The following is a 22,125-nucleotide window of genomic DNA, read 5'->3' as shown; positions in this document are numbered from 1 at the left end:
TTTGATCAGATCTATCAGTCGATTTTGATTTCAGTCTATACATATAAGGTCATTACGTTGCTTTTGAATATTTCTGTATTTTAATGATCATTTTATTTTAGGAAGCCAGACATGAATCTCGGTTCCAGCACCGATTTTGCTCTTTATCTTAATCCTGCCTTCATGTGCATCAACTATCTTCTTGCATATGTAAAGACCCGATTCAAGTCCTTCATAACTTTGTTTTATTGAGGCACCAATCTCATAGAATCTCTGGAACATATGAGGAATTAGTTTTTCCGGAATACCAGGCCCACTATCTTTGACCATTATATGCAGATCATTTTCTTCTGCATCGATCTTTATGGTCAATTTCCCCCTGGGAGGAGTAAACCTAATAGCATCATCCAAAAGGACCGTGAACATATCCGTCAGTTTCTCTTCATCTCCATTGACAAAAGGAAGTGGTTCAGGTATGATCTTTTCAACCAGAATATCTTTTTCTTCTACCATGAAGATAGTGTCCAGAAGGGAATCTTCCAGAGGACCGGAAATATCAATTGGCTCGAAATTATACTCGATCTTACCAGCTTCTTCCATGCTTGTATAAACGAAAGAATCTACCAGACGTCTTAATCTTTGAGAATAATGCAGTACATTGTCAATTGCCTTTTTCTTCAGATCATCAATAATGTCAAGTGTTTCACCATCGATCAATTCACCATATTCAGTGACCTGGGAAAGATCCTTTTTACTTGATACGAATTCGACCTCTATCCGATCAAGAGACTTGAGCTCGACCTCTGCTTTTGAGAGTTCTTGCGAGTACTTCTGCAGCGCCTCTTCCATTTGTTTACGCTGGATAAGCCTCCACATACCCTGCATAAGCAAGATCAATTGCCGCAGATCAGATTCATCGTAATCTTCTTCTTTATTTCCGACCCCGGCGACAGCAACAATACGATTACCATCAAATATTGGAACATTCATATGACGTGTCAGTTCCACATGACCCTGAGGATATCCTTTCTTAAGGGGACTTGCTGCCTGGTAATCATTGGTAATTATTGGTTTTCTCTGCTTTACAGCTTCTCCCCAGAGTCCGGTGGTCTCGATGGGGTATATGAATTTCCGGTCTTCTATGGCACATTCTTTCATTGCATCCTTTGACCATGAATGCATAATAAGAGCACCTTCATCCGGACTCATGAATGCAAGATAGCCCTGTTTGCTCTTGGTTAGCTTGACAGCTTCCTCGCGGGCAAAATCCGTGATCTCCTGCAAAGAAGCAGCCGTCATTTTGTTGAGTTTCAAAAGTGCCTCAAGACGGAACTCGTCAAGACGAAGAGCATCCTCTGCTTTTTTGCGCTCTGTGATGTCAAGAATGATACCCTGATAATGGGAAATTTGCCCATCTTCATCCCGCCGGATCAAAGTTCTCTCACGAACCCACCGAACATCTCCGGATTTTGTGACTATCCTATAATCTGCAGTAAAACCCTTGTTAGTCTCTGCAGATTTTCGTTCAAAAGTAGAGTGAACATATTCAAGATCATCAGGATATATAATATCAGAATAGAGAACCTCGCCTGATATCAACTCATTTGAAGTATAACCAAATTGAAGGATGTTATCTGAAACAACCTCAACTGGCCAGTTGGGTTCATTCTTCCATAAGAATACGATCACGGGACTACTATTTATAACAAGTTCCAATTCTTTTGTTTGCTTTAAGGCTTCGTCCAAAGCTTCTTCTGCCTTTTTGCGATCGGTGATGTCAAGAATGATGCCCTGATAATGGGTTATTTTGCCATCCTCATCGCGACGAATAAAGGTCCTGTCATCAACCCACCGAATATCTCCGGACCTGGTCAGTATTCTGTATTCCTAGGTGTACTCTGTGTTGCCTGCTTCAGAGTTACTTAAAACCTCTGAATGAACATATTCAAGATCATCAGGATGGACAATATCAGCATAATTAATACTTCCGGATTCAAAATCTTCAACACTGTAACCTAACTTCACAACATTATCCGATACGAATTCAACAGGCCAGTCTTGCCCGGTTTTGCATAGAAATACTACAGCAGGACTGTTGTTAATGACTGATTCAAGTTCTGATCTTACATCTAATTTTGCCATCGTATTTCTTTTCCTGTATCTTTTGTAGTCGAGATGTTGCGTCAAAAATATTTTAAAATTATGAGCTTGACCTAATTGATCAAAAACCCCGATAAAAGTTGATGTTACATGGTATTTAGTTATTCCTCTTAAAATATTCATTATTTAATTAAAGTAGCTCACAAATTTTAGTTTAAACTCACACAAACGGCATAATGATAGACATGCATATGTTGTGAACTTCTTCCCCATTTATTTTCCATCAGAAAGAATATTTTCATCTCTTCATCCCTTCCCTGTAATGGACCCACCGGGTCCGTTAGAATTCAAAGATAGTCAGCATTTGACTATCCCTTTTTTGCTTTTTGACCTTAAGCTATGAGACACTTCTGTACATTCGTATTCACACCCCTATTCCTTAGAGATCCACTGAAGCAAGACATCCTAAAATAACTGATGCACAGGGACAAAATGATAAATTTAAATATTCGCAGAAATAGATATAGATGCACACAAATTCATGGGATTGAAATAATGGGGGATAATTTAAAGATCGGGATGTTCTCCTGGGAGAGCTTACACTCGATAAAGGTAGGAGGCATAGCTCCGCATGTTTCCGAGCTTGCAGAAGCGCTTGCTGAGAAAGGAAATTCGGTCCACATATTCACAAGGAATTCGGGACTTGAACCATATGAAAAAGTAAATGGGGTTCACTACCATCGCGTGGACCACTCCCTTGACGGGGGCATTGTCCAGCAAATGGACAGCATGTGCGATTCGATGTACTCAAGGTTCCTCGATGTTACAAAGGAATATGGAAATTTCGACATGCTACATGTCCATGACTGGCATCCTGTCAATGTTGTCTCAAGGATAAAGCATGAATTCGGCATTCCTTTTTTGATGACATATCACAGCACCGAATGGGGACGGAATGGTAACGTACATGGGGACTGGTGGGAGGCCAGAGAGATCTCGCACAGGGAATGGAAAGCCGGCTATGAGTCCATTAGGGTCATATCGACCTCACAACAGCTCACAGATGAGATCAAATATCTTTACCAGATACCCGATGAGAAGATATCCATAATTCCAAACGGCATCTTCCACGGGAAAATCAAAAAGGATGTTGATCCGGGTGAGGTGAAGAAGAGATTTGGCATACATCCTCTGGCACCTGTTGTACTGTTCATAGGACGCATGAGCTACCAGAAAGGGCCTGACCTTCTTGCTAAAGCCATACCTGAAGTCCTGAACCACCGCTGGGACACTCAATTCGTCTTCATAGGGGAAGGTGAAATGCGCCCTCACTGCGAATATCTTGTAAATGAAGAGAATGTATCGGACCGTTGCCATTTCCTTGGATATGCAGACGATGAAACAGCAAGGGACTGGATAAATGCATGTGATATCCTATGTGTTCCGAGCAGGAACGAACCTTTTGGAATAGTCGTCCTCGAGGGCTGGGATGCTGAAAGGAACATCGTTGCAACGGATGCTGTCCAGATCATCGATAACTTTGTCGATGGAATAATGGTCTACAAGAACCCAGATTCCATTGCATGGGGCCTGAAATATATGCTTGATGATCTATCCAATGACAGCCTCAGGAAAACCGGAAAAGAACTTATCGAGAACAGGTTCAACTGGCATACCATAGCGGAACAGACAATCGAAGCGTACGTTCCGGAACAAAAACCCCACTGGATACATGAGGAAACGCTAGGAAAAGCAAAAAAGTTCTGGTGGAAGATCGATAGTGACCTCAATATTTCCATAAGCAAAGAATCCGATCCCTCAAAAGGTAATCTCAGGTTCGATAAGACCATAATGAAGGATGAATTGGGAAAATTGCATGAGTATATGGCAGATGAGCAGTGGAAAGACCTGTCAAATAACGTGGAAAGGTTAAGGAAAGGAACCGAAAAGGAAGGCATAGGGAAATTCCTTTGCCATGGTCTTAACTGGACACCGAAGGAATCTCAGTTATCGAGTCAGATCGGAGCAATATTCCATCAGGCCGGTGTGTGGGAATACAATGGTAAAAAGAGAGGAATACAATTTAGAAAAGTATCCGACGATTGGCACAAATTGATGAAAAGCTACTATGGGGAATGTGTCAGGGACCTGGAAGGACCCGGGCAATTCAACAGCGTTGATCTTAGATGATCAACGCTTAAAGACACGATCTCATTTTTTACAGATTAATTCGACGAATTGTCTTTTTACTCACTTCATCAATTCTATTTCATCAATATTCGTCCCGACCTTTCGCATTTATCCATCCTTTCTGTTCCCCGAAAAGATCTGTTAAAACAGCATCTTCATAACCATTGAAACTCCAGCCATACACCCACAACCGGTTCAGGCTATCCGGTCCAACGTAAGGAGGCAAAAAAGGTAGTGTCATATCAGAACTATGCAGGACAAGCTCAGTACTTACCCGTAAATTTGGCGATCGCCCTGTGCACACCATGGATGCTCAGATCTTTGCCAAGGTACATCATCGGGCACCTTCCTGTAAAGCAATTGTGCTTTGCACAAAGCTCCCTTACAGCAGGAGTGTCTGTTCTCCAGTGGATCCAGATGTTCACAACACCCTTTTCAAAAAGCTGTTTCATGATATCGGCAGGTTCCATGGTGGTTAAGCCCATTACTGCATTTTTAACACCATCCGGAACCTCTCCTATGGATTTGATGGCATCCAGGTCCGGCCTGTTGGAGAGGTCAACATAGTGGACGGTCTTGCCTAGTTTTTTCAGTTCATCAGCAGTCAGTTTTATTGCAGGTTTTGTCTTGTCATTAACAACAATGTACTCATCCGCATCCCAGAACTCCAGATAATCATTTCCCATATTAACGCTCCCTTCCTACGAATTAATTCACAATAATAAAATGTAGTTAACTACTTAAATAATCTTAGATATCGTCCTTTAAAATACCACATATTTTCCCCATTGTCAAATTCACACCAATGAACTGACCTAATACTACACGAGCATGTCCGAAAAGTACAACTTATTCTTATGTGTAAATTTGAAGTTCCAGTGGAAATAAGGGGGTCATGCGGAGATACCTTCGTATTCTCAGAATCGAGAATTGTTTCCTAAAAAGGTAGGATCATTTACCATAGAGGTCTCCTGAAAAGATAATAATGGAAATCAAAATATACCATATGCGAACAACATACACCAAAACTGATCAATAAAGAGGAAGAAAAATGGACAAGATAAAAGAGTTCTTCAAGAAGGACAAATTTGCAGAATACATCAACGTCGAACTTCTGGAAGTCTCAGAGGGTTATGCAAAAGCAAAGATGGACATCCAGGAACACCATCTCAATGGTGTGGGCATCGTACAGGGAGGAGCAACATTCACCCTTGCAGACTTCACCTTTGCTGCCGCATCAAATTCCCACGGAACAGTCGCAGTCGCCATAAATGCAACGATATCTTTTGTGACCGCGGCAACTTCAGGAACACTCATAGCCGAAGCACGTGAAACGTCAAGGAATCCGAAGATAGCCACCTATACCATTGAGGTCACAGATGACAACAAAAATACCATTGCCATATTCCAGGGCATGGTATACAGGAAAAAACAGACCTTAGAATCATTTCTGGAGCAGGCGTAAGGATTCGACATATCCTTTATCCGGATAATCGAGCCCAAGCAGGAATTCTTTCAGCATCCGGTGGTCGTCAACTACTTTGTCAGCCTTTGCGATGCTCTCTTTGCTGACATAGGTCGGCACTGCCACACAGAACATGCCTGCCCTGTTCGCAGCTTCAACACCCATTGGTGCATTCTCCACAACAAGGCATTCGTCAGATTCAATACCAAGTATCTCAGCAACCTTCAGGAAAGGATCCGGCTCAGGCTTGCCACGCTCGACATCCTCACCGCTAAGGACAATGTCAAAGATACCATTGAAGAGCCTGCCAATTACATCATGAACGATGTTACGGTCAGCCCCCGAAACAACCGACAGAAGGAAACGTTCCCTGAGGATCGGAAGGCATTCATCCATTTCCCGGAAAGATCTGAGAACAAGTATTTTTGCAAACTCTGCCCTGTACCTCCTGATCAGGCTGTCTACATCAAAATTTTGAGGATCGATACCTTCCTTCTCAAGGAGATGACCAACGATCTCCACGGTTGGAGAACCTTCGAGATCATAGATGTCCTGTTTATCCATATTGATACCAAGATCATCAAAAATACGCTTCATGGCCTCGGTATGATAGGACATTGAATCCACCAGCACACCATCCATATCAAATATCAGGGCCTTTAACACGAACAACACCTTCGAAAACACAATGGTCCCGAATGCCGTACATACGGGTTTGAAGGGCATATAACAGAGGTTATTGATATATCTTATTAAAATGAATGATCGAATGACCTAACGACAAGAAGCATAAACTGAAAAGAAAAAAGCAGATCAAGTATCTATAGATATTGTCTTCAATAGAATTATCTTAACCTAATCTCTTTCTCATGCTTGTGAAGAGCCATCTCAATATTGGATTTGAGATCCTGTTCCTTGAACGGCTTTGAGATGTAACCATAAGGTTCTGCCATCTTTGCCCTTTCAAGGGTCTTATCGTCAGTATATGCCGTAAGGAAGATCACCGGGATATCGAACTTTTCCCTGATCTTTTCAGCAGCCTCAATACCATCGATCTCACCTCTTAGCATGACATCCATCAGTACAAGATCAGGATAGAACAGATCCGCTTTTGTAATAGCATCCTCTCCTGAAGAAGCTGTGCCGATAACTGAATATCCCATCATCTCAAGCTTCTTCTTTATGCTTAAAGCAACGATATTCTCATCCTCGACGACTAAAATATTTGCCTCTTTCATATTGTGACCTTCACATCCTGCCATTTTCATCAAAGATTATTGTAAAAGATGTTCCATGGGAACGTTCCATTGCAATGGTCCCCCCTATCTGATCGACCAGCGTGTTCAACAGCTGCAAACCCAAAGAAGTACTTTTCCTATGGTCAAGTTCTTCCGGGAAACCTACACCATTATCACTCACAATTAGTATAAATTTATTTTCATCATTACGCTGAAGATCAATAGAAATCTTACCAGAACTTCCCTTAAAAGCATGTTTCAAGGAATTGGTTATAAGTTCATTTATGATGATCCCAAGCGGGATGGCAGTATCCATGCTCAGGAAGATATCCTCTACGTTGAGCTCAAGTTCAATATCCTTGTCAACAGAATAAGAACTGACAAGTTCAGCTGATAACTTTCGAATATAATCAGCAAAATTAATGCTTTCCATATCAGTTGACCTGTAAAGTTCCTCATGGATAAGTGACATGGACATTACCCGGTTCTTGCTATCCAGGAAGGCCTGGACCACAGGCATCTCATCAAACTCCATGGAACAGAGATCAAGCAAACTGCAGATGATCTGCAGGTTGTTCTTTATACGATGATGGATTTCTTTTTTGCGCATAGATTCGATCTCCATCAAAGCTTTCTCCGCGTTCTTGCGCTCGGTAAGATCATGTATAGTGATGATTACGCGATCCTTACCTCCGATCTTAGCTGATGTTGCTATGATGTCGGCCCAGAACGTATCACCGTTCTTCTTCCGGGCCTCCCATTCAGCATTCACAAAACCCTTTTCTGAAGCAGTATCTATCAGCCACTTGATCTTCTCCATTGAAAAAAGGGCCTTACCTTTCATTATGTCCTCAGCAGTCCTCCCAAGTACATCCTCTCTGGAATAACCGGATAGCTCACACCCCCTGTCATTGATATCTAGCAAACGGTAGTCATTCCTTTCATGGATGGTGATACCATCAAGTGAAGCATTGAACACAACGCGGTATTTCTCTTCGGAGCTTTTAAGGGCTGCTTCTGCATTCCTGAACTCGGTAACATCCTCCCCTGAAAATAACAGACCTGTGATCTGGCTATCATCATCCCTCAACACCACAGTATTCCATGCAATGGTCCGCACATCCCCGGTAGCAGTGACAATGCTGCTTTCTGAATATTCCATGACGTTCCTGTAACCAGCCATCATCTTCGTGAAAGATTCCCTGCCCCGGGCACTGAATTCTTCTGAGAAACCCAGATCATACCATTTCTTACCGATTATCTCGGACTCAGGAAGACCGAACATTTTGCATCCCTTCCTGTTTATAGTGATCACATTCTGATCGCGATCAACTGCTAATATTATGACACCTACGATATCCAGATAGTTCTGAAGCTTGTCCTTCTCCTTTTTGAGAAGAAGTTCTGCATGCTCCCGGTCAGAAACATCCCTGCATATGCCAAAATAGGCATCTTTCCCATTCCATTTACCGAGAGTTACTTTCACATCAACTGGAATGGAAATTCCCTCTTTTGTGACCATGGGGATCGAAAAGGAAGCATGTTTCTTCTCACGCACCTCCTCAATGGCAGCAATGGCCTTACCCCGGTCTTTTTCAGAATGTAGCCCCAAAAGACCCAGTGCACTTAATTCTTCCAGAGTGTAACCCAGCCTGTCAAGCGTCTTTTTGTTGGCATCGATGAGCTGACCTTTCATATCTACTACAAAAAAAAGATCATCGATACTGTCAAAAAGGTTCTGAAGGTCCTTTTGCCTTTTTTCCAGGACCATCTCAGACCTTATCCTTGCAATGAAACCGCCGATCTGTGCAGTGATCGCTTCAAGAAAATCCTTGATCTCAGAAGGGATGTCATCATGAGTGTGAGAAGCAACGTTCAGACTGCCAACCACTTTTCCGTTGTAGGTTATCGGAATAACACCGCATCCCTGCAGACTGTTTGTAAAGGGGTCCTGCGGAATATTGTCCGTCAGATCAAAGCATGGACCATAAAACACATGCCCTTTTTCAAGCATCTCATGCTGGATAGAATCTGATGTGTAGTGGGAGTTCTTACGAATGAACTGCTCAGAAAGGTTCTTTTGCATGACAAGATAGACCTCATCGGTCTCCTCATCTACGAAATAGATGCCGGCACAATCGATCACGCCGATGTTAAGGATAGCTTCCAGCAGCCTCTCAAGGCTGGTTAGAAGATTGCTGCTGGAACACAGGACAATGCCTATGTCTCGCTGAATTCGCAACAACTTATCCGATACATGAGCACTAGAATTACCCATCCCACCATCCAGATCCTCAGGCACTTTCATGCTAATTCCCTTCTCGGAGAAATATGGCAGGTATTCAATATTAAATTACCTAAGAACCGAACATTGCCCTGCCTTTGCAGAGTGGGGAACCTGTGCATAGAAAGATATCGTGATCACATGGGCACTATTCCAGAAAACGTTGGAGCAGATCCGGTTACTTCATGGGATACGGAAAGCAAGCAACGAAAATATTTAGAAAGCATGCCTCGACACACAGGCAACTGTGAAAGGAGGCAGTCGAAGTCAACTTCAGGCTGGCAGACGGATACGACCAGAGAAAATAAAGATCATGAGGAAGACCCGCTCACATACGGGTAACCCTCTGCCTTCCACTTGTTGATGCCACCAACCATATTATAGACATCAGTATAACCGGCATCAACAAGGATATTGCTTGCTGTGACACTTCTGGAACCAGAGCGACAGTAGACAAGTATCGTTTCATTCCGGGGCACCTCGCTCAACCTTGAGCTAAGCTCGTTCACATTGATATTAACAGCACCTTCGATGTGCTCGGCCTCGAACTCACTGACCGAGCGGACGTCCAGCAGGAAAACATCTCCGGAATCGATCATATCTTTTGCTTCCCTTACAGACACATCAGTGTATCCATCCACATCATCAGTAACATCTGTCGTATTCGAAGTACCATAGCCGGCACAGCCCAGAATGAAGCAGGAAACAACCAATATTGCAAGAACCAATAATATTTTCTCAGACACCATATTCATTAATCCTCCAATCCGCAAAAATAATCGCCTTCAAGAGCAAACTGGCCGTAAACATAACATTCCTTACATAGACAGCCTGATTTTTCAGGGACAGGCAATTTGTTGCCCCTTGCACAGAACATATATCCCTCACCGGGTGATGACGGACAATGCTTACAATTGCAGGCCTTGGAATGATGGAAAGAAGGGCATATTCCGAAATATTTACCGCCGATCTTTTCTTCTTCACAATCAGTCATAATTGATCCCTCATAAAATATAGGGAAAAACTACCCTTTATCTTTATCTGGTGATCATTTGGGCGATCAGTCCAAGATGATCCTCGTGGAACGGAGCAAGGTCCTGCTTATTAAGGACCTGGAATCTGGTTTCGAATTCCTTTTCCAGCTTCTTTATCTCTTCCTTGAAAATCTTTGCAGGACTTGCCACAGTATCAATGCTCCTTGCCTTGATAGACAGAAGAAGATAGCCATCGCCCTTAAGGAATTGCTCACAGTTCACCGCTGCGATCTGTGCTTGGTTGGGCTGTGCCACATCCTGGAAAACAACGTCAACCTGCTCAACGATGTGCGCATAGGATGTAGGATGGTTTGCATCTGCAAGAATAGGTATGATGTTGGACCTCGTATCACACAACTGGATCAGTTCTCTCATGGTACGGGGGGAGAACTCCACAGCATAAACAATACCATCAGTAAGCATGTCTGATACATGGCTCACAGTGGTACCGGATGCTGCACCAAGGTAAAGAACACGGGAATCACTCTTTATCGGCACTTTCATCTTTTTGAGCACCATGGCAGCAAGCTTGCTCCTGCGGGCATCCCAGATACGGTACTCATCCCCTTCCATCTCCACAAGCCTTTCTCCGTAGACGGCTGAACCGGGAACCGCGTTCTTTGTGGCTAGGAAACTCTTGCCACTTTTCTGTACTTCAAAAATGCCATCTGAAAGCTCTTTTACAGCCATTTAACGCCTGCCTCCTGAGTTCTTTTTGCCTTTGCCATGACCTTTCCCTGAAGGTTTGGACCTTGCAGGAGGCTTCGGGTTGGCAGCTTTTATGGAATTGATCTTTTTCTCAAGGTCGGTCTTAATTGCAGGATGCAGTTCCCCTGAATAGACGTCCGTACGGCAGGCCAGACTTATCTTTGCTGCCAGTGCACGTGCGATCTTCCCCCTCTGCCACCACGGAGAGTTCTTGATAAGCGGATGATTGAATATCAGGCCGTGCTTCGGTGAAGGAGCACGTGATCTCAGGTGCTTGAAAAGCGCCCTGCTGGCCCCCATAACCTGAACAGTGCTGGAGGGCATCTGCGCAAGCCTCTCAAGACCACCCGTCATACTGATCAGGCGTGCACCGATGAGAGGACCGGCGATATTTGTGAGATTTGGAGCGATCTCCTCCATGTTCCGCAGAATGCTATCCTCGATGCTGTGCCGGTTATCATACAGGTTGCATATATTAGACGCAAACTGTTTCACGAGTTCCTCATCAGCAGGAGGAAGTCCGGCACCCATGGATGAGGAGGCCTTTTCGAACATGGGATCATCGGAAGGTATATTGGAACGTGCACCATGCTCCTTTACGAATCTTGCCAGTTCCTCTGAGCTTAATCCCAGTTCCGGGAAGTGCAGTCCATACCACTCCGACAGGCGTTCGGAAAGTACATTTGCCACATCATCGATGTCATCCAGCGCCTCAACTGCCTGGATGATACGCATGTCCGGCGTATTGGTGCGGGAGATGCGCAGCTTTCCTGCACGTATGCTCACATCGCGAAGCAGGGAAACATATTCCCGATCATCTTCAACAAATCCACAGGAAATGGCAGGAGTGCGGATATCGAAACCCGCTTCAGGGACCAGTACGCCTGTTGATTCCCGGTGAAGCAACCCTTCTGCAAGCTCGTCGACGTCCTTATTGAAAAGTTCGCAATCAGTAACACCATTGTCCTCAATGGTCAGGATCCCATACCATGTAATGATCTTCAAATCAATCCATCCATATTTTTGCACCGGAGTTGTTCGCACGTGTCAGGACCGCCTTTCCTCCAACGGTCTCTTCCAGGAACAGCTCTACTTCCTTTTTGATCTGCTCAGCTATGTGGCCGTGGTCCACAACACCAAATACAACAGGTCCGAAGGAACTCATCCCGGCACCTGCCACTCCAAGGTCCTGCATGAACTCGATGAGATCACGCACTTCAGGAGACTGCAGGTCAACTTCCCTCTTCTTGAAACCGACCGTCTGCAAATGGTTCAGTGCCATTCCAAAGTTCTCGATGTCAGCCTCTATGATCGAAGGGATCATCTGCATCAGCACTACATGGCTGACCTCCTGCACCTCCCGGAGAGGTATCGGGCACTCTTTTTTGAATATGTCCACTTCCTGGGTATCATGAGCCCCTTTGGAATCCGGAAGTGCCAGTATGATGTCCCAGTCAGGAAAATCGTGCCTGAAAACCACCGGCGCAGGGTCTGCCCTGCTGGCTGATGATGGAGAGAAAGAGCCTTTATCGCTGAATTTGTGACCACAATCAACAATGAACCCACCACTCTCAAAAGAAGCAACACCTATGCCGGAGGTCCCACCCCTGCCTACCCTTATGGCAAGGTCCTTGACGCTCATTCCAAGTCCGTAAAGCTCATTCACCGCTGCTGCAGCGCTCAGGGCGATCTGGGTACCTGATCCCAACCCTACATGGGGAGGCATGTTCTCTTCCACATTGACCTTTATCCCCGCACCCTCTGGAAGCAGAGCTTCCACAGCTCCATACACCCTCTCAGAAAGAGCAGAACCACCGGTTACTTCGATCCCATCATGCTTTTCAGCAGTCAGTGTTATATCGGGGTAATCAAGGGAGATCCCTGCACCACCATCCACCCTGCCGATCTCTGCATTCATGTCTATCAGGGACAGATGCAGTCTGGATGGTGATCTTATTTTTATCATGCTCGTTTATTCAGCGTTCATAATATTAAACACTAACACCCGAACTGGAAGACCCCATGTTCCTCAGAAACCACCACCCGGTCCTGAGAACCTTAAGGCTGAATACGAACCTCAAGACAGGATAAAGAAGAGATGCCATCCGGAAACGGATATAGCCAGACATTCTCACATCCAGCCCTTCGTCAGCGAACCGGGGAGTTACAGAATAATGGAATTTCCTGTAACCACTGTGAACAACAGAACCCACCGTGTGAAGAAATCCACAGAGCATACCGGTGTCTGCAGGATCAGGAAGACCGTAGTCCAGGTCACAGGATAACTCACGGATATGTATAGCGCAAAGGAGGCCTTTTAACAGGCGAAAGATGTGATAGCGGATCCCATAGATCTTTTTTGCCTTTGTAGAAATATCGTCAAAGGACTCGCGAAGTCCGGCATCATCCTTACCAGCAACCTCCTCCTTTTCCTTATGCTCATCAACTCTGTCATCTTCACCCATCAGCTTTAACAGCTTATCAATTAAAGATTCTTTTTCCAACTCATTCTTCTTCGAAAAATTCGTCGAAAGGACTGTCCACTTCACATCCGCTCTGCTATGAACGCCATTCAGATCACCCCTTACATTGAAAACGATGTCAATAGGGGCAAACAGGATCAACCCCAGTAAAAGAATAATGCAAAGGCTAAGCGTGTAGATAAGAAGTGACATTTTCAAATGCTCATGCTATCGTCAAAAGAAGTGATAGCGGATCATTCGCCATCATCATCTTCCGGAACGTCACTCTCAGATCCCTTTCCGTCGTCCTTTTTCATCTTCCCTTTCGCAGACTTTATCTTTTCAAAGACCTCAGGGACAGCTTCTATCAGTTTCCCGAAGTCGGTCTTGCCAGATATGGTCATAAGGCGCACGCCTTCTTCTTCGACCACGATGAAAGCAACAGGCTCGATCTTGGCACCGCCGCCGCCACCGCCACCGAATCCGGTCTCTGTTCCGCCTTTGGAACCTTCTCCACCACCGCTTCCAAAACCAAAGGAAACCTTGGTTACAGGGATGATGGTCTTGCCTCCGGCAACTACCGGATCCCCGATCACTGTCTTTGCGCTTACCATGCGCTCAAGCTCGGTGGTCACTTCTTTAATGACATCTTCGACACCCATATTGATAGCCTCCCCACTATCCGGAAGCCGCATCACAGCACCCGGACATGTGATATATAAAAGAAATTATGGGAGATGACAGTATAAATGCATTACCATAGGGAAAGAAAAAAAGTAAAAAATACCTTTAATGCTCCTCATTGTCCATGAAGAAGTTCATGAGAGAATATTTCAACTTCTCAGGTTCCACATCCACGAACTCGTTCCTTTCCGCAGGAGGGAAGACGTCAAAGACCGCGAACTTCCCGAACCTCTCCTTCGAATCGGTAAGGAATCTTCCATCGAGAAGTATGCGTGCACCATAATCATCCGGCGACCTGACAACCCTGCCCATGGCCTGCCTGATCTTGCGTATAGTCGGGACCTGTATGGCAAACTCCCAGCCTGTACCATAACCGAATACATGATCATATGCTGATTCAACTGCATTCATACGGTCGTTGAGAGCCGGATAGCCCACACCTACGATCACAACGGTGCGACCCCTGCCATCACGGAAATCGACCCCCTCGCTCAGGGTTCCCCAGAGATAGGACATCAATACTGCCTTGCCACCGGACTCACCGATCTCAAAGAATTCCTTTCTTACCTCCTGGGAGGATATACCCACCTCATCAAGGAACACCGCCACATCCAACATGGGTTCAAGCTTTGAATAGAACCTCTTTGCCTCAAAAGAGCTCTGGAAAAAGATGATGACATTACCCTTTGAATGTTCAATGGAATCCATGAGTGCCTGTTCCAGCAACTCCATTGTGTGAGGATCATCCCTGCTCCTTGCAAAGAGAGGGGGAATAGATACTGCAACTGAAAGGCGTTTCTCTTCAGGGAAAGATGTTCCGTAGGCTATCTCGCAGGTATCCCTTGAAATTCCCAGAGTTTTCTTCACCATCTCGAACGGATGAAGTGTCGCAGACATCAGTACACCTGAGAAAAGGGAATTGAACAGAGGTTCAGTGACGTTCTTCGGGATACAGGTGAAAAGTTCCACACGCCCGTAGATCTCATCGTTCATATCCCTGCGGACGTTCAGTATCGGGTAGTAGTTCGGATTATGTGACAGCTCCAGGTAAGCTGACAGGAAGTCTGCAACATATCTGATATGGGAGCGCTTCATAACAGCTGTCAGACCCTTCTTGTACTGATCACGATAGGTCTCATCAAGTTTGGCTCCGATCTCACTGGCCTCAGAAAGAAGTATCTGGATATCGTCCTTGCCACCGAAATCCTCCTTTGCATTCCGGAGGAACCTTGCACGCACAATATCATTTCGGTCATAAGGATCACTGATACGCATGTCATACCATTTCCTGGTCACACGCTCACGCTCTCCGAACTTGAACCTTGTATTATACGTCTCCACAATAACTTCCTGGAAGATCCTAAACAGGTTATGGATATTGTCGTCTGCCAGAAGGTCGATGTTGGCCTCAAGTTCTGCCCTTGCCTTCTCGATGGAGTGTTCGGTAAGGGAAATTGATGAATGGGAACGTGCTGCGGATTCAATATTATGTGCCTCATCAAAGATCGCGATGACATCCTGCGGTTCCTTTTCGACCCACCCCAGCACGGTGGAGAAGATATCTGAGTTCAGGACATGATGATAATTACAGATCAGGAGGTCAGCATGTTTAAGCTCGCGTTTTAACAGTTCATATCCGCACATGCCGTGCTGGAGAGCATGGTCATTGACCTCCTCCGGAGTTCGCACTTCCTTAAAGAGCCAGTCGCGAAACGTCTCGCTGTCCGACCTCAGCACCTCATAGAGGTCATTGCAGGAACGGTCCCTCAGTCCTTTAGCCTTCTCTTCCAGTGCGTCGAGCTCTTTTGAGAGTGCATCCCGGAGTGCAACAAAAGCCTGATCGCGGGATTTCTTGTAGCTTTCCCTGGCAGACCGAAGCTCCTGCCTTTTAAGATGGGTCTCCCTCTCCACCTCCAGAAGCTCAAAAGTATTTTCCCTTTTGACCGAACATTCCTCATAATCCGCCTCATGGGGACACATTGTCGTCTTGCCCTTGACAACTGCAACCTTGACTTCACGTATCTTCTTGATGTCACGGGCCTCATTGATGAACTGTACCATCTGCTGATGCACATTGGTAGCTATGATGACGGTCTTGTCAAGTTGCTTGCCCACATGTAGTGACGGCACCAGGGCGCTCAGTGTCTTGCCTGTCCCGCATGCCCCCTCGAACAGTACGAACTGTTTCTGCAAAAGGGCAGAGTGTATTCGGTCCATTGCATCCTGTTGATTTTGATAGCATGAACTTTTGGGGAAATATTTCATATATGCGGGATTATCACTCATCGCACCACCCTATGCTTTCACCCTACTTTAATGGTATTGATTGACTTTACTCCACAGCCCTTACAGATACGACATCCTCTGCAATAACGCGATCAGTGATGCTGTCGAACACCTTAACGGTCACCTCAGCGCCTTCCCTGAAGCCGTAATTATTGGAAGTGTCCGAATACCCTCCCACACTAACCCGGACAGTGGAAGCATCCGTACCATTGATACTGTCATCACCATTGAGCACAAGTACCTCTCCTGCTGACCACACCCCATCTTCGATAGACGGATTGTTGCTTCTGTAGGTCGCACATGTGCCATCGGGTGTCAGGTCGAAGTATTTTGCAATTACCTGGCCGTACACCTTGAAGCCACCAGACCCGACCTTACCAACATAACTGCTGCCATCACCGCTAAGAACAATGAAAGTGGAATCCAGGTCCAGCGGATCACCACCTTTGTGTTCAAGTATCAGATAATTCTCTTTATACTGTACCGCATTCGGAACGCCACCCACAGCATCTTTGACATCTATTACCGCCATAGGAGTGGAAGAAGAGATGCTACCAAAGACGCCATCGCCCATTACTGCTGCTGCGACCAGCCCACCGAGGACCACGGTCAACAGAACAAGCAGGAGCGCTCCGATTATCGGTGCAACCGCACCGTCGTTTTTCAGGATCGCTACCATAATCTCAACCGGGTGGAAGACAGCAGAGGAATATTAAACAATTTTGTCGGACAGTTACTATATATAATGCAGGAACTGAAATCACACCGATTTTTGAATAAAAAAAGGGCAAAGAACATTGAGAAAATTAAATAGTAACGGCGATGTACAGCCACAATTTAACAGTACTGGCCGGCGACATGATTCTAAAGTGAAAAGCATATGAGGATAATCGATAGCTTTTTATCCAACTTATTTAATGGGTATATTGCAAATTTTGCACTAATACAAGTTTAACCGACTTGAAAAAAGGAGAGACTAATAATGGTAGCAGTAATTAACAGAGACGAATGTGTAGGATGCGGAACATGTGTAGATGACTGCCCATCCGAAGCAATCGCAATGGACGGCGACAACATCGCTGTAGTAGACGCTGACGAATGCCTTGACTGTGGTGCATGTGTGGACTCCTGTCCAACAGATGCTATCACAATGGAATAAGCCTGCTTATTCCATTTCATTTCTATTTTTCATACCCCTTTATCACTACAATATTTATTTTGAGCCTTGGCTTTGCTTTTCCATGAAAAAGGGCAGGGTTACTTATGGCTAAACTGCAATTTGAAAGTTGATCACACTATTTCTGCTCCGGTTGGCACTAACTTTTCCAGACCGCAAGTCAAAAGAAACCCGTCTTTCATTTTTTATTAGCCGATAGATTTAAAGCGTTGACAACAGTAGGAGGAAAGATCATCATGTTAGTCGTATTATCAGTAGGTGGATCCATACTCGCAAAGGACCTGGATCCTGAGCATTTTGCTGCTTATGCATCAGCACTCAGGGAAATGGCAAAGGAACACCAGCTAGTGGTCGTTACCGGTGGCGGTGTTGCTGCAAGGAATTACATAAACGTTGCAAGGGAAGTAGGGGCCAACGAAGTGGTCTGTGACTTCATTGGGATTGACATAACAAGGCTCAATGCCCAGCTCCTGATAGCAGCCCTTGGAAAAGACGCATATCCTGAACCTCCGACCAGCTACAAGGAAGCTGAATCTGCCATTGCATCAGGTAAGATAGTGGTTATGGGAGGAGTAATTCCCGGCCAGACCACCGATGCAGTTTCTGCAGTACTTGCTGAATACCTCAATGCGGACATGATGGTTATCGCAACATCTGTTGACGGTGTCTATTCAAGTGATCCAAGAGAAAATCCTGACGCCAAAAAGTATGATGTGATGACCGCAAAAGAGCTTGTAAGCGTTGTCATCTCCACAGAAATGAAGGCCGGTTCCAAATCGCCAGTTGACCCTCTTGCCTCCAAGATAATAGAACGCTGCAACATCGATACTATCGTAATGGACGGGACCAAACCTGAGGACGTGCTCCAGGTTGTTCTTCAGGAAGCCTCTAGGGTAGGCGAGATCAGCGGGGTTCGTCTGGGAACACGCATCATCGGCTGATCAGGCTACCAGAAAGTAATGAGTACCAGATAATAAAGTGCCAGACCACCGGTCCGGTCATTAAAAGATATAAGAAAGAACCTGTGCTGGAGAATATAAAAAATCCATCGCAGGGAAGCATCTTTTTTTGGAATATTTTTATATAATAGCGTTGTACAATGTATATTAATACATATATGTTTGAGGTTAAATATACAGTCTAATTACAGCATTCAGTGAAAATATGGCTGGATTCAGTGACAAGTTGAAGAACCTTACAAATGGCATTCTTCGAAAAAAAGGTAACAGCGGAACAGGATCTCCATTTGATTCACAACCATCTCCGTTCGGTGCACCGCAATCTCCTTTTGCAGCAGGCCCTCCTAATTTTGGTGATGCCACAGGATTCCCCGGAGGGGGGAATTCAATAACACCGGGAGGTTCGCCTTTCGGAGCACCTGCCTTACCTGCTTTCCCGCCTGGGATGAGCGGACCGGGCACAGATAATAGTCCGAAACTCGAACCTGTTGATAATAAACAGATCAATGAGAATGCTGAAAAGATCAAGGCACTTGAAGCAAAGCTCTCTAAGGTGGACACTGCCATTTCCACAGTGCAGAGAGAGAGCCAGAGTGTGAAGACAACTGTAGAGAAGATCGATCAGAGCGTACTGGAGTTGCTCTCACTTTACGAGCTCGTTTCCAATCAGGTAAATCCTTTTGTGGGTGATGAACTTGGAGGTCGTGCTACCATTGAACGTTTTGACAAAGCTGAAAAAAGGATAGCCGAAGTTGCTGATTTTGTAATGATGATACAGAACGAGGTAGAGGGACTAAACCAGAGTCTCCAGATGCCCGGGATTCCTGTAGAAGCTGAAAAGAAGATAGAGGACATCACCACAAAGATGGACCTCTTTGCTGATTCCCTGATAACGCTTCAGGAAAGTGTCACTGAGATCTCCCAGCAGGTTCACGACTCCTATGAAAGACAAAAGCGTCTTGATATGGATATAGTGGATATTGCACAGACAACAAGCACTTTTGCAGGCAGGATCGATGAACTTGAGAAGATCGACCTTTCCGAGCTTAAGAAAGAGCTCGAAGAATCCATCCTGAAAAGGTCACAACAGAATAATGTTGATAACCCTTACCAGAGGGATGAGTCAGGGGTTCCTATAGGCCAGGGGAACAAAGCAGGTGAAGGATCACCTCTGGTACGCCTGGATTCAATAAAGAAGAACCCCATGAGTGTGGTTGTCCTGCTGAACTGGATCGAGTTCCTGATGGAAAGGGTTGGCAGGAACAACCTGATAGATGCTCTTGATTATTATGTTGATATCGGCTGGATAAGTGAAGAGGTCAGGTCAGAGATCATGGCCTACGCCAGAGGGATAGACTACTATGTGGAAAAACCCACATGGAGACTTTTGCCGGAAGACCACACAAAGTCACTCCTTTTCATCGAAAGGCTTTCCGGACGCAAGATCGACAGGAACATGCTCAGTATGATCGACAGAGAGATGGCGAAAGTGAAGCATGGCCTGGAGGAACTTTATGGGATTTGAGACCACTATTGTCATTTCCATCTTCCTCATATCGGTCCTTGTCCTCGGCACAAACTCCTACGCTGTGATGAGCAGTTCAAATGATATCGTCAGTGATGCTGAGGACATAAGATTTGAAATGCAATATAACAAGCTCAACAGTGGGGTCACACCGGTTTCGATGAACTTCGACAATGAGACTTCCATATTGACTATCCGGATCATAAATAGCGGCAGCATTGTTCTTGATTCCGATGAGGTCAGCATACTTGTGGATGGGTATCTGCAAAATTATGATTATTACCCGAAAACAGTGAAATGGTATCCGGGAGAATCAAAGATATTTGCAGTGGAAGATGTTTCCGGTTTAACCGATATAAGAGTGAAAGTCGTCACATCTAACGGTGTATCCGGTCATATAGGTGGAACCCCCCGTAGTGTAGATGGCACCATTCCGGACATCGACTGGGATATCGATCCCCCTGAAGATAATCCTGACGAGATCATCACCATTGATTCGATGATGATCGACAACCCGGATTCAATACTGATAGTAGAGGCTACCAACCATGGAGATACAACCCTCTATGCAGATGAGCTGAGCATACTTGTGAACGGAAGGGTCAAACTCTACAGTTACTCACCAGACTGGAGGAGCTGGTACAGAGGAGAAACTAAGACCTTTGAGATCAATGATGTTTCAGGAATTACCTCTACAAAAGTTGAGATCATAACTGATAGCGGGATCTCCGCATCATTAAGTGGAATTCCCGAAAAAATAAAGGATAAATAATTGAATAGAGATTATAAATTATCGGATCAAAAAGGTGTACAGATGGCATTCTTAAAAAGGTCAGAAAGATCCGGCATTCTCAAAAATGGAGAAGCTGAGACTGCAATTACCCACATGATATTTTTCATAGCTGCCATAATCATAGCCATGACGGTCATAGTGGTAATGTCCTCTAACGTCCAGTCACTCACAGGTGCCACTGCATCAAGCAGCAGGGTACTTTCCGAGCAGATAAAGACAGATATAACCATCATAAGTGATCCTGAGGCGATACCATACGACAATGTTTCAAAAGAATACACATTCTATGCCAAGAACACCGGAAGGACCGATCTGGACACTGAATATCTGGATATGTTCATAGATGGCCTTCTGATAGATCATGGAAACCTGGAAATGATCCTGCCGGAACAGGATATGCTCTGGCGACCAGGAACTACTCTTGAGATCAGGATGACGGTCACAAATGAAATGGCCGCCGGGGATCACAGGATACTGATAGCTGCAGAAAACGGTAAATCCGACTCAATGGATTTCAGGATATGAAGAGGAGACATGGCATCTATCCGTTCTTTTGAGATTCCCAGGGATGAGTTCAACGGAAAGCTTGGAGGAGGTTTCCCCACCGGCTCCCTCGTATTAATAGAAGGAGGCAGCGGAGGAGGCAAAAGCACAATATCCCAGCGTATAAGCTATGGCCTCATTGAAGAGGAGATAAGTGTTACTTTCATCTCCACACAACTCACAACAAAGGGCTTCATCAACCAGATGTATTCCCTGGATTATCCGATCGCACCACACCTGCTAAGCGGAAAACTGCTCTATATACCGGTAATTCCCCTTGTACAGTCTGCAAAATCTAGGATCGATTTTATTGAGAGGCTGATGGGTGCAAAGGAACTGTTCGAGAAGGATGTAATAGTGATAGACACCATATCTGCCCTTATAAAGTACAGCGCAAATACTGAGAAGAGCCTAGAACTGATATCGTTCTTCAAGAAACTTAACGGAATGGGGAAAGTAATAATCCTTACCATCGATCCTGCCGAGATGGGGGAGGAACTGGCATCTATGTTCCGCTCTTCATGTGACATCTACATGACACTCAGGTCAAAAGCAATGGCCGCTGAATTGAAGCGTACGGTTGTCGTGAACAAGTTCACAGGTGCAAAAGGCCCTGTGGGACAGATGATAGGATTCAGGATCGAACCGAAAGTCGGACTGGTCGTGGAGATAGCATCCGTATCGTAAAAAGATAAGTT

22 protein-coding genes and 1 pseudogene are annotated in these 22,125 nt (G+C 45.1%); 8 read left to right on the top strand and 15 right to left on the bottom strand.

The window, feature by feature from the left end:
- Nucleotides 1-87: 87 nt before the first annotated feature.
- On the bottom strand, nt 88-1,668 hold the full coding sequence (locus ACR3I3_RS03675; RefSeq protein ID WP_440953740.1) for a GAF domain-containing protein: 1,581 nt from the start codon (nt 1,666-1,668) through the stop codon (nt 88-90).
- A gap of 114 nt (nt 1,669-1,782) precedes the next feature.
- Nucleotides 1,783-2,121, bottom strand: a pseudogene (locus tag ACR3I3_RS03670) (PAS domain-containing protein); the annotation flags it as partial.
- A 513-nt stretch (nt 2,122-2,634) separates the two neighbouring features.
- Between ACR3I3_RS03670 and ACR3I3_RS03665 the strand changes: the two are divergent.
- On the top strand, nt 2,635-4,269 hold the full coding sequence (locus ACR3I3_RS03665; RefSeq protein ID WP_440953219.1) for a glycosyltransferase family 4 protein: 1,635 nt from the start codon (nt 2,635-2,637) through the stop codon (nt 4,267-4,269).
- A gap of 263 nt (nt 4,270-4,532) precedes the next feature.
- On the opposite strand, the gene ACR3I3_RS03660 is transcribed toward ACR3I3_RS03665, so the two are convergent.
- Nucleotides 4,533-4,955 carry a hypothetical protein gene (locus tag ACR3I3_RS03660; RefSeq protein ID WP_440953218.1) on the bottom strand — a complete coding sequence of 141 codons (423 nt, stop codon included), beginning with the start codon at nt 4,953-4,955 and terminating at the stop codon, nt 4,533-4,535.
- 365 nt (nt 4,956-5,320) lie between these two features.
- On the opposite strand from ACR3I3_RS03660, the gene ACR3I3_RS03655 reads away from it, so the two are divergent.
- Nucleotides 5,321-5,734 carry a PaaI family thioesterase gene (locus ACR3I3_RS03655; protein WP_440953217.1) on the top strand — a complete coding sequence of 138 codons (414 nt, stop codon included), beginning with the start codon at nt 5,321-5,323 and terminating at the stop codon, nt 5,732-5,734.
- Here the strand turns inward: ACR3I3_RS03655 and ACR3I3_RS03650 are convergent.
- The 12 genes from ACR3I3_RS03650 to ACR3I3_RS03595 all read right to left on the bottom strand — a co-directional run bounded on the left by ACR3I3_RS03650 (nt 5,714) and on the right by ACR3I3_RS03595 (nt 17,109).
- Nucleotides 5,714-6,460, bottom strand: a complete 747-nt coding sequence (locus ACR3I3_RS03650) for an HAD family hydrolase (protein WP_440953216.1) — start codon at nt 6,458-6,460, stop codon at nt 5,714-5,716. The genes ACR3I3_RS03655 and ACR3I3_RS03650 overlap by 21 nt on opposite strands.
- 119 nt (nt 6,461-6,579) lie before the next feature.
- Complete coding sequence (locus ACR3I3_RS03645) at nt 6,580-6,972, bottom strand: response regulator (RefSeq protein ID WP_440953215.1); 393 nt, start codon at nt 6,970-6,972, stop codon at nt 6,580-6,582.
- A 10-nt stretch (nt 6,973-6,982) separates the two neighbouring features.
- Entirely contained in the window at nt 6,983-9,280 is a 2,298-nt protein-coding gene (locus tag ACR3I3_RS03640; protein WP_440953214.1) for a PAS domain S-box protein, read from the bottom strand.
- A 287-nt stretch (nt 9,281-9,567) separates the two neighbouring features.
- A complete protein-coding gene (locus ACR3I3_RS03635; protein ID WP_440953213.1) occupies nt 9,568-10,005 on the bottom strand; it encodes a rhodanese-like domain-containing protein in 438 nt (145 codons plus the stop codon).
- Nucleotides 10,006-10,010: 5 nt separating this feature from the next.
- Nucleotides 10,011-10,250, bottom strand: coding sequence for a DUF2769 domain-containing protein (locus tag ACR3I3_RS03630; protein WP_440953212.1), 240 nt, complete (start codon nt 10,248-10,250; stop codon nt 10,011-10,013).
- 43 nt (nt 10,251-10,293) lie between these two features.
- Nucleotides 10,294-10,980, bottom strand: coding sequence for a fibrillarin-like rRNA/tRNA 2'-O-methyltransferase (locus ACR3I3_RS03625; protein WP_440953211.1), 687 nt, complete (start codon nt 10,978-10,980; stop codon nt 10,294-10,296).
- On the bottom strand, nt 10,981-12,003 hold the full coding sequence (locus ACR3I3_RS03620; RefSeq protein ID WP_440953210.1) for an NOP5/NOP56 family protein: 1,023 nt from the start codon (nt 12,001-12,003) through the stop codon (nt 10,981-10,983).
- A gap of 1 nt (nt 12,004) precedes the next feature.
- Nucleotides 12,005-12,964, bottom strand: coding sequence for a beta-ribofuranosylaminobenzene 5'-phosphate synthase (locus tag ACR3I3_RS03615; RefSeq protein ID WP_440953209.1), 960 nt, complete (start codon nt 12,962-12,964; stop codon nt 12,005-12,007).
- Between the two features lie 25 nt (nt 12,965-12,989).
- Nucleotides 12,990-13,673 carry a DUF2953 domain-containing protein gene (locus ACR3I3_RS03610; protein ID WP_440953208.1) on the bottom strand — a complete coding sequence of 228 codons (684 nt, stop codon included), beginning with the start codon at nt 13,671-13,673 and terminating at the stop codon, nt 12,990-12,992.
- 41 nt (nt 13,674-13,714) lie between these two features.
- Nucleotides 13,715-14,155 (bottom strand): GerW family sporulation protein, encoded by a 441-nt coding sequence (locus tag ACR3I3_RS03605; RefSeq protein WP_440953207.1) that lies wholly within the window; start codon nt 14,153-14,155, stop codon nt 13,715-13,717.
- Nucleotides 14,156-14,249: 94 nt separating this feature from the next.
- The gene (locus tag ACR3I3_RS03600; protein ID WP_440953206.1) at nt 14,250-16,430 is read right to left on the bottom strand and encodes an ATP-dependent DNA helicase; all 2,181 of its coding nucleotides are present in this window, start codon (nt 16,428-16,430) and stop codon (nt 14,250-14,252) included.
- Nucleotides 16,431-16,476: 46 nt separating this feature from the next.
- The gene (locus ACR3I3_RS03595) at nt 16,477-17,109 is read right to left on the bottom strand and encodes a type IV pilin N-terminal domain-containing protein (RefSeq protein ID WP_440953205.1); all 633 of its coding nucleotides are present in this window, start codon (nt 17,107-17,109) and stop codon (nt 16,477-16,479) included.
- A 303-nt stretch (nt 17,110-17,412) separates the two neighbouring features.
- Between ACR3I3_RS03595 and ACR3I3_RS03590 the strand changes: the two genes are divergently transcribed.
- The 6 genes from ACR3I3_RS03590 to ACR3I3_RS03565 all read left to right on the top strand — a co-directional run bounded on the left by ACR3I3_RS03590 (nt 17,413) and on the right by ACR3I3_RS03565 (nt 22,114).
- Complete coding sequence (locus ACR3I3_RS03590) at nt 17,413-17,589, top strand: ATP-binding protein (protein ID WP_440953204.1); 177 nt, start codon at nt 17,413-17,415, stop codon at nt 17,587-17,589.
- A 254-nt stretch (nt 17,590-17,843) separates the two neighbouring features.
- On the top strand, nt 17,844-18,548 hold the full coding sequence (gene pyrH / locus ACR3I3_RS03585; RefSeq protein ID WP_440953203.1) for a UMP kinase: 705 nt from the start codon (nt 17,844-17,846) through the stop codon (nt 18,546-18,548).
- Between the two features lie 223 nt (nt 18,549-18,771).
- Entirely contained in the window at nt 18,772-20,091 is a 1,320-nt protein-coding gene (locus ACR3I3_RS03580; protein ID WP_440953202.1) for a FlaD/FlaE family flagellar protein, read from the top strand.
- Nucleotides 20,081-20,863 carry a hypothetical protein gene (locus ACR3I3_RS03575; protein WP_440953201.1) on the top strand — a complete coding sequence of 261 codons (783 nt, stop codon included), beginning with the start codon at nt 20,081-20,083 and terminating at the stop codon, nt 20,861-20,863. Before ACR3I3_RS03580 ends, ACR3I3_RS03575 begins: the two co-directional genes overlap by 11 nt.
- 42 nt (nt 20,864-20,905) lie before the next feature.
- Nucleotides 20,906-21,409 (top strand): flagellar protein G, encoded by a 504-nt coding sequence (locus tag ACR3I3_RS03570; RefSeq protein WP_440953200.1) that lies wholly within the window; start codon nt 20,906-20,908, stop codon nt 21,407-21,409.
- A gap of 9 nt (nt 21,410-21,418) precedes the next feature.
- The gene (locus tag ACR3I3_RS03565; RefSeq protein WP_440953199.1) at nt 21,419-22,114 is read left to right on the top strand and encodes an ATPase domain-containing protein; all 696 of its coding nucleotides are present in this window, start codon (nt 21,419-21,421) and stop codon (nt 22,112-22,114) included.
- Nucleotides 22,115-22,125: the final 11 nt, after the last annotated feature.

Source organism: Methanococcoides mangrovi (assembly GCF_052057775.1).
In the GTDB taxonomy this organism is placed as follows: Archaea; Halobacteriota; Methanosarcinia; order Methanosarcinales; family Methanosarcinaceae; genus Methanococcoides.
The sequence above is the reverse complement of the archived record's forward strand: the minus strand, read 5'-3'. Positions and strand labels throughout refer to the sequence as shown.